This is a genomic window from Haliea sp., assembly GCF_040222615.1.
Taxonomy (GTDB): domain Bacteria; phylum Pseudomonadota; class Gammaproteobacteria; order Pseudomonadales; family Halieaceae; genus Haliea.
This window is the reverse complement of sequence record NZ_JAVKCQ010000058.1, coordinates 1-8624: the sequence shown is the minus strand read 5'-3', so window position 1 is coordinate 8624 and position 8624 is coordinate 1. Positions and strand designations below refer to the sequence as shown.

Below are 8624 nucleotides of genomic sequence, written 5' to 3'. Positions count from 1 at the left end.
GCCCGGTACATGCTTTCTGTCGCACCGGGATGCGCTCCACCACACTCTGGGCCCTGTCGCGCGGTAGCGCGGGCCCGGGCCTGGGCGACATTGTTCGCCGGGCCAGGGAGGCGGGGTACGACATGAGTGGTGTTGCCGCGCGCATCGCAGGCACCGGGGTCAAGGACGGTGGCCTGGTGCTGGCGGAATACGATGTGGTGGTTGTGGGTGGCGGAGCCGGCGGAATCGCGGTGGCCTCCAGTCTGCTGGCGCGGGACAAGAGCCTCAAGGTGGCGATTGTCGATCCGGCAGACATACATTATTACCAGCCCGGGTGGACCTTTGTCGGCGCGGGGATATTCCGCCCGGCGCAGACCGCGAAAACCATGGCGTCACTGATCCCGAAGGGGGTCGACTGGGTCAAGGCCGCGGTGGCCGCCTTTGACCCCGCCAGACACTCGGTGATCCTGGAGGGCTGCCGTATCCTGCGCTACCAGCGCCTGGTGGTAGCGGCGGGGCTCAAGCTCAATTGGGATGCGATCGAAGGCCTTGCGGACACGCTCGGTCGCAATGGCGTCACTTCCAATTACCGCTTCGATCTCGCGCCCTATACCTGGCAGCTGGTGCGCAGTCTCCGCGGTGGGCGGGCTCTGTTTACCCAGCCGCCGATGCCGATTAAGTGTGCCGGCGCGCCACAGAAGGCGATGTACCTGTCCGCCGATCACTGGCGCCGGGAACACTGCCTGGACAACATTGAGATCGAGTTTTACAACGCGGGCGCCGTGCTGTTCGGGGTGCAGGACTACGTGCCGGCGCTGATGAAGTACATCGAGGCCTATGGCGTCAACCTCAACTTCAACCAGCGCCTGGTGGCGGTGGACGGCGAACAGCGTACAGCCTGGTTCGAGCAGACGGCTGCGGACGGCAAGGTGGACCGGGTATCCCGCGAATTCGACCTGCTGCACGTCGTGCCGCCGCAGTCGGCTCCGGACTTCATCCGCGCCAGCCCGCTGGTGGATGAAAACGGTTGGGTGGACGTTGACCAGACCACACTGCGCCACAAACAGTTCGAAAACATCTGGGCGCTGGGCGATGTGATGAATGCGCCCAATGCCAAAACGGCGGCCGCCGCCAGGATGCAGGCTCCGGTGGTGGCCAATAACCTGCTGGCCGACATGGGGCGGGTGCGGGGCGTAGCACACTATAACGGCTACGGCTCCTGTCCGCTGACGGTGGAGCGTGGCAAAATCGTACTCGCCGAGTTTGGCTACGGTGGTAAGCTGTTGCCGAGCATGCCGCGCTGGCTCCTGGACGGTACCCGGCCCAGTCGCGCGGCCTGGTTTTTGAAAGAGCGCATGCTGCCCGCCATTTACTGGAAGGCCATGTTGCGCGGCAAGGAGTGGCTGGCAAGCCCGGTGATTGGCGAGGATTAAGTATTTGCACAGACTGAGGCGCTACCTGCCGATACTGGACTGGGGTCGTCGCTACAACCGCGGCGCGCTCATGGACGACAGCCTTGCGGCATTGATCGTGACGGTCATGCTGATTCCACAATCGCTGGCCTATGCGATGCTGGCGGGGCTGCCGCCCGAGATGGGCTTGTATGCCAGCATGTTACCGCTGGTGGCCTACGCGATCTTCGGCACCAGCACATCGCTATCGGTGGGGCCGGTGGCGGTGGTGTCATTGATGACCGCTTCTGCCGTGGCGCAGATCGCCGATGCCGGTTCCATCGCCTATGTCGAAGCGGCAATTCTGTTGTCCCTGATGTCGGGGGCCATGCTGCTGCTGTTTGGCGTCCTGCGCATGGGGTTCCTGGCCAGTTTTTTGTCGCACCCGGTTATCGCCGGCTTTATCACCGCGTCGGGCGTCATTATCGCAATCAGTCAGCTGCGCCATGTCCTCGGAATCAAGGGTAACGGCGATAATCTGTTGCATCTGGTGGCCAGCCTTGCCGACGGTATTGCCGGTACCCATCTGCCCACCCTGGCGGTCGGCGGCGCCACCCTGCTGTTCCTGCTCTGGGTGCGCAGTGGCCTGAAGCCGCTGCTGGTGCGGTTTGGCATCCCCGATTACTGGGCGGGCATGCTCACCCGAACCGGACCGGTATTCGCCGTAATCGGCACCAGCGTGGTGGCCTACCATCTCGATCTCGGCGCGCGCGGTGTGTCACTGGTGGGGCATATTCCCGCCGGCTTGCCGGAGCTTTCCCTGCCGGTGCTGGCGCATCCGGCCTGGCGCGAACTGCTGGTATCGGCGCTGCTGATTTCCATTATCGGTTTTGTCGAGTCAGTATCGGTGGGGCATACGCTGGCCGCCCGTCGCCGCCAGCGCATCGTTCCTGACCAGGAGCTGATCGGTCTCGGGGCTTCCAACCTGGCGGCGGCGTTTTCCAGCGGCTACCCGGTCACCGGCGGGTTCGCCCGTTCGATCGTCAATTTTGATGCCGGTGCCGCGACGCCGGCCGCGGGTATCCTGACTGCGCTGGGAATAGCGCTCTCGGCCGTGTTCTTTACGCCCTTCCTCGCCTACCTGCCCAACGCCACGCTGGCGGCGACCATCATCGTCGCTGTGCTGTCACTGGTGGATTTCTCCATTCTGAAGCGGACCTGGGACTACGGCCTCTCTGATTTCGTGGCGGTTGCGATCACCATCTTCGTTACTCTCGGTCTCGGGGTGGAGACCGGGGTCGCCTGTGGGGTGCTGGCTTCGCTGGCGCTGCACCTGTACAAGACCTCGCGCCCGCACATGGCGGTCGTGGGCGAGGTTCCCGGTACCGAGCATTATCGCAACGTCGACCGGCACGAGGTGATAACCCGCAGCGACATCCTCTCCCTGCGTATCGATGAAAGCCTGTATTTTGCCAACGCCAGTTTCGTCGAGTCGCGCCTCTATAGCCTGCTCGACGAGCGGCCTGACGTACGCCATGTGATCCTCATGTGTACCGCCGTCAACGAGATCGATCTCAGCGCGCTGGAGGCCCTGGAGTCCATCAACAGCCAGCTGCGCGACCGCGGGATCACCCTGCACCTGTCAGAGGTCAAGGGGCCGGTGATGGATGTGTTGCGCCACACCCACTTCCTGGAGGAGCTGTCGGGCAAGGTATTCCTGTCCCAGCACCACGCGGTCAAGCACGTGATGGCTGTCGAGGATGAGAGCCATCGGGACCAGCCCCACAACTGGATCATCTGAGCGCTGCCAGCGCGGCGGTGACAAGGGCCGCCTTTGCCAGTAATGTGACCGGGTACAGGCATGGCGGAGATAACAACATGAATTACTTCGTAACCGGCGGCACCGGCTTTATCGGCCGCTTTCTGGTGCCAAGGCTGCTCGATCGCGGAGGCCGCGTTTATCTCCTGGTGCGGCCCGGCTCCCTGGCCAAGCTCGATGGGTTGAGGGAGCTCTGGGGCGCGACCCGGCAACAGGTGGTAGCCGTGGAAGGGGATCTCAGCAGCCCCCGGTTGGGAGTGAAGCCCGCCTGGATACGCCAGCATGCGGGCAAGATCGATCACTTCTTCCATCTCGCAGCCATTTACGACATGAAGGCCAGCGCCGAGAGTCAGCGCAGCAGCAACGTCGAGGGTACCCGGCAGGCGGTGGCACTGGCGAAGGCGCTGAAAGCCGGGTGTTTTCACCAGGTCAGTTCGATTGCGGCCGCTGGACTGTACGAGGGCACCTTTACCGAGGACATGTTCGAGGAGGCGGGGGCGCTGGACCATCCCTACTTCCAGACCAAGCATGAGTCCGAGGGGATCGTGCGCGCCGAGAAGCGCCTGAAATGGCGCATCTACCGGCCCGGCATGGTTGTGGGGCACTCGCGCACCGGTGAAATGGACAAGATCGACGGCCCCTATTATTTTTTCGAGACCCTGCACAACCTCGGCAGCGTGGTGCCAGAAGGCTTCCCGTTGCTGATGAACAAGGCCGGGCTGCTCAATATTGTGCCGGTGGACTATGTGGTGAAGGCCATGGACTACCTGGCCCACCTGCCCGGCCACGATCGCGAGTGCTTCTTTCTGACCGACCCGGACGGCATTCGCGTTGGCGACGTCCTGAAGACACTGATGCGCGTTTCCCACGGTCCCCGCCTGCACGCGCTGGACGCCTCTCTGGTGGATGCCGCCACGCGGCTGGCGGGCAGGAGCATTGGCCGGATGCCGCCGGTGAAGAAACTGGGAGAGCTGGTGCTGGGCCGCATGGGTATTCCGCCGCAGGTGGTCGGTTATATCAATTACCCGACGCACTTTGATTCCACCCGCACCCGCGCCCTGCTGGAGCCCGCGGGCATTATCTGCCCGCCCTTCGAGGATTATGCCCAGGCGATCTGGGATTACTGGTTGCACTTCCTGCGGCAAGACGCGGGGGCGCTGGTGGCTGAGGTCGACAGTCTGTTTGACAGGCTGGTGGGGCGACCCACCCTGGCGGCCCTGCGACGGCGGGTGAAGGGCAAGGTGGTTGTGGTTACCGGTGCCACCTCGGGGATTGGCCGGGAGTGCGCGCTGCGCCTGGCGCGGGCCGACGCCCGGGTGGTGCTGGTGGCCCGCACGGTGGAGAAGCTCGACGAAACCCTGGCGGAAATCGCCGCCGCGGGCGGCAGTGCCCGGGCCTACGCCTGTGATGTCTCTGACCTGGGGGCCTGCGACCGCCTGGTGCGGGACGTCACCGACGACTTTGGCGGTGCGGATATCCTGATCAACAATGCCGGGCGCTCTATCCGCCGCTCGGTGCGCTACAGCTACGACCGCTTTCACGACTTCGAGCGCACCATGCAGTTGAACTACTTTGGCGCCCTGCGGCTGATCACGGGTTTCCTGCCGGGCATGGAAGCGCGCGAAGAGGGGCATATCATCAACATCTCCTCCATCGGCGTGCTCACCAGCCCGCCGCGCTTCTCTGCCTACGTGGCCTCCAAGGCGGCGCTGGACGCCTTCAGCCTCTGTGCGGCACCCGAGTTCAGTCGCTGCAATATCGAGTTCACCACCATCCACATGCCCCTGGTACGGACGCCGATGATCGCCCCCACCGGCCTCTACAAGGCCTTCCCGACCCTGTCCCCGGAACAGGCCAGGGATCTGGTGATGAAAGCGATCGTGACGCGGACCAAGAAGGTGTCGACGACCCTGGGCGTCGCCGGGGCGGTGGCCCAGGCAACACTGCCCAGTGTCACCGAGGCCTTCCTCAGCCAGGCCTACGACCTGTTTCCGGACTCACCCGCGGCCCGTGGGCTTAGCGAGGCCGAGGCCGCCGCCGAGATGGCTGCCATTCCCTCTTCCCGGCTGGCCCTGGCCAGGCGCCTGTTTGCCCAGGTGTGGCGCGGTGTGCACTGGTAGCGGGGATGGCTCCGCGTTCTGCGGGGTCGCGACGGGCCTGTTGTTCTCGCACCGTGTACAGTCGCAGTGCGGCCCCGGATGGTCGGGCTTGCTCGACGCGCGTTGACGGTAATGTCCCCAGCGGCGATACTCCCGGGTCAGATAGCGTCGAGTGCGGTCGAGTCCGTGGGCGGGTAACGACAACAATTCCAGGTAGTTCACCACCGTAACGGCCCGTGTCAGGGCGCGCGCTGGTTCCAGGGGGGGAACACAGAATATGGATATTTACGGCCGCAGTACAATGTTGGTGGCGGGAGTGCTGTCGCTGCTGCTCCCTTCGCTCGCCAGCGCCGCTCCAGTTGCCGTGGGACGGGACCAGAGCGCTGCCCTGCAGGATCCGTCCATAGTCCGGGTGGAAGTGCTGGGTGCCGAGAACATGGCACCGGGTGATCCGGGCGCCCTGGTGGTCGGATTCACCGGCCAGAACGCCTGCCTGACCTATGTTTTTGAGAATACCGCAACGCTCAACCAGGATGTGCGGCTGGCGCTGTTTGACGCCAACGACAACATTGTCGGCCTGCCCATCATCAACGTGACCAACGCCTATTACAACTCGGTTGATCCAGGCTGTGGCCCGGTGGTCGTGCCCACCACCAACACGCCGCCGGTTGCGCTGGATGACAACTTTGGGGCCGACTACGCCGGTCGCAATGTGCTGGCCAATGACAGCGATGCCGACGGCGATCCCCTGGTCGCAACCCTGAATTCCAATCCCCAGAATGGCAGCCTCACTCTCAACCAGGACGGCAGCTTTGTCTACGTTCCCAATGCTGGCTTCTTCGGTACCGACAGCTTTTCCTATCGGGCCGCTGATCTCGAGGCCCTGAGCAACGTGGCCACCGTGACCCTGCTGGTGGTCGAGCCGGAACCCGAAAACACGCCACCGCTCGCGGTGGATGATGACTTTGGCGCCAGCTTCTCTGCCGCCAATGTCCTGGCCAATGATTCCGACCCGGATGGCGATACCCTCAGCGCGGTGCTCGAGCAGGCGCCCGCCAGCGGCACCCTGACCCTGAACCCCAACGGCACCTTCAGCTACACAGCGGCCCCCGGCTTCGTGGGCCAGGTGAGCTTCAGCTACCGGGCCTCTGATGGCGAGTCCCTCAGCGGTATTGCCAGTGCCCGGTTCGTGGTCACCATCGATGCGTCGACGCCGCCGGTGGCGATGGATGATGACTTTGCCGATAATTTCGATACCGGCAACGTGTTCGACAACGACCTGCTCTTCACCCGGGACGGTCTCGTCGCGGTGAAAGTGAGCGAGCCCCTGGGGGGCGAAGTACAGCTGAATGCCGACGGCAGCTACGTGTACCGACCGTTTGCCGGCTTCACGGGCAGCGACTCCTTTACCTACCTGATTCGCGACCAGGCGGGACGCGAATCCAATGTCGCCAACGTGGCCTTCGCCGTGGACGGAGACGAGGCCGGAGCGGGCGGCGTAACCGGCAAGGAGGATGAGGACGGTACCAGCGTTATAGCCAATGCCAGTGTCAATGAATTGCGCGTATCCCGTCGTATCGACCGCATCTGTGTCGGGCTGCAGCCGGGTAATGAGGCCCAGCAGGACCTCCTTGATCTCTGTACCAACCTGCGTGCGCAGGGTACTACGGCCAGGCAGGCCCTGGTTGCACTGCAGGCCATTACCCCGGAAGAGCTTGCGGCCATGGGCAAGTCGGTGCGGGTGCTGTCCTTTTCCCGTTTCCGCAATATCGGCGGCCGCATGGCGCGGGTGCGCGAGGGCGGTTCCAAGGGCCTGAGTCTGGCGGGGCTGAACCTGAAATATGGCGATACGGTAGTGACCGGCGACCAGCTGAGCGCGGCGCTCGACGAGTCACGCGACGCCCTCGGCATGGGCGCCAGCAGCGATGAAATGCTGGAGAACAGCAGGTTCGGGCTGTGGTTCCGCGGTGACCTGAGCTTTGGCGACCAGGACAGCACCGGGCTGGAATCGGGTTTCGATTTCGACGCCCAGACCCTGACTGGCGGTCTGGACTACCGGGTCAACGAAAATCTCTTTGTCGGCACGTCCCTGTCAGTGGGCAAGGCGGAAGTCGAGTTCGATGACAAGCTGGCGACCACTGACACCGACAACTACGCACTGGCCTTCTACGGCAGCCTGTACCGGGGCGAGAGCTTCGCTGATGTGGTCCTGAGCTATGGCTGGTCCGATGTCGACACCGAGCGCAGGATCTCGTACCAGGATTTCGGGGGTAGCGTTGATCGCCTGGCAACAGCCTCCACCGATGGCAACGAGTACTACCTCAGCCTCAACGTCGGCCACAGTTTTGATCTCAGCGGCATCAAGTTCGATCCCCTGGTGCGGTTCTTCTATCTGGATGGGGAATTCGACGGCTTCACTGAAACCGGTGCCGGCGGTCTCGACCTTACCGTGGACAAGCAGGGCTTCGAATCCATGAGCCTGACTGCAAGCGGCCAGTTCAGCTATACCTTCCTGCCGTCCTGGGGCGTGGTCACACCCTACGTCCGGCTGGAGTACACCAGCGAATTCGAGGACAGTGCGGATGGCGTGCGCTACCGTTTTGCCAACGATCCATTTGACGCTGCGGATGCATCGCTGCTGATTGATGTCGACGATCCTGACAGCAGCTACCTGATCTATGGCGCCGGTGTCGCGGCCCAGTTTGCCTTCGGCGTCAGCGCATTTGTGTCTTACCAGGCGCTGGGCAGTTACGAAAACCTGAGTGGCGAAATTGTTTCCTTCGGCATGCGCTGGGAGATGTCGTTCTGAGGCGTGGCTCGTTACCCGATAAACTCCAGCATTGACAGGAAAGGCCTATGTCATCTCTAAAGCTTTCTGATTCCGCCTTTGGCTCGGTAGGACTCACGATAACCGAGAACATTGATCTGGCAGCACTGTCGGCGACGCTGACCACGCTGCTGCGCCGGACCTACCAGGTCGATAGTCTGGACGTGTCCAGCGTCACTGTAGAGGGGCTGCCGAACTTTGACCCGCAGCAGGGTACCGGCGGGCTTACGGCGCTGGGCGTGGGCGCCGTTGGCAGCAGTATCACCGTCGGTGCGTTCAACGTCTTTTCCTACGGTACTGCACCGGGCGAGCCGCGTTCCTTCGCCGGCTTTGAAACGCTGTTCCTGACGCCCCAGACCATTGCCGATGTTACCGACTTCACGCCCTCCTTCTTCATATTCGACGGGGAGATCAGCGACTCGTTCGAGACTTCCCTGAGCTTCGATGATGCCTTGCGCAGCTTCGATTTTTCAGCCCTGGGGGAGGGGCCGCTGGAGGTCTACCTCGAC

The 8624-nt window shown here is 63.3% G+C and carries 5 protein-coding genes; all 5 read left to right on the top strand.

Annotation, left to right across the window (positions count from 1 at the left end):
• The coding region (locus RJQ10_RS05070) for a bifunctional protein tyrosine phosphatase family protein/NAD(P)/FAD-dependent oxidoreductase (RefSeq protein ID WP_350144272.1) at positions 1-1412 on the top strand (1412 nt) is incomplete at its 5' end.
• 4 nt (positions 1413-1416) lie between these two features.
• Complete coding sequence (locus tag RJQ10_RS05065) at positions 1417-3171, top strand: SulP family inorganic anion transporter (protein ID WP_350144270.1); 1755 nt, start codon at positions 1417-1419, stop codon at positions 3169-3171.
• Positions 3172-3248: 77 nt separating this feature from the next.
• Entirely contained in the window at positions 3249-5309 is a 2061-nt protein-coding gene (locus RJQ10_RS05060; protein WP_350144268.1) for an SDR family oxidoreductase, read from the top strand.
• 256 nt (positions 5310-5565) lie between these two features.
• Positions 5566-8097, top strand: a complete 2532-nt coding sequence (locus RJQ10_RS05055) for an autotransporter family protein (RefSeq protein WP_350144266.1) — start codon at positions 5566-5568, stop codon at positions 8095-8097.
• Between the two features lie 47 nt (positions 8098-8144).
• Positions 8145-8624 (top strand): hypothetical protein (locus RJQ10_RS05050; RefSeq protein ID WP_350144264.1); only part of this gene is annotated, 480 nt, incomplete at its 3' end.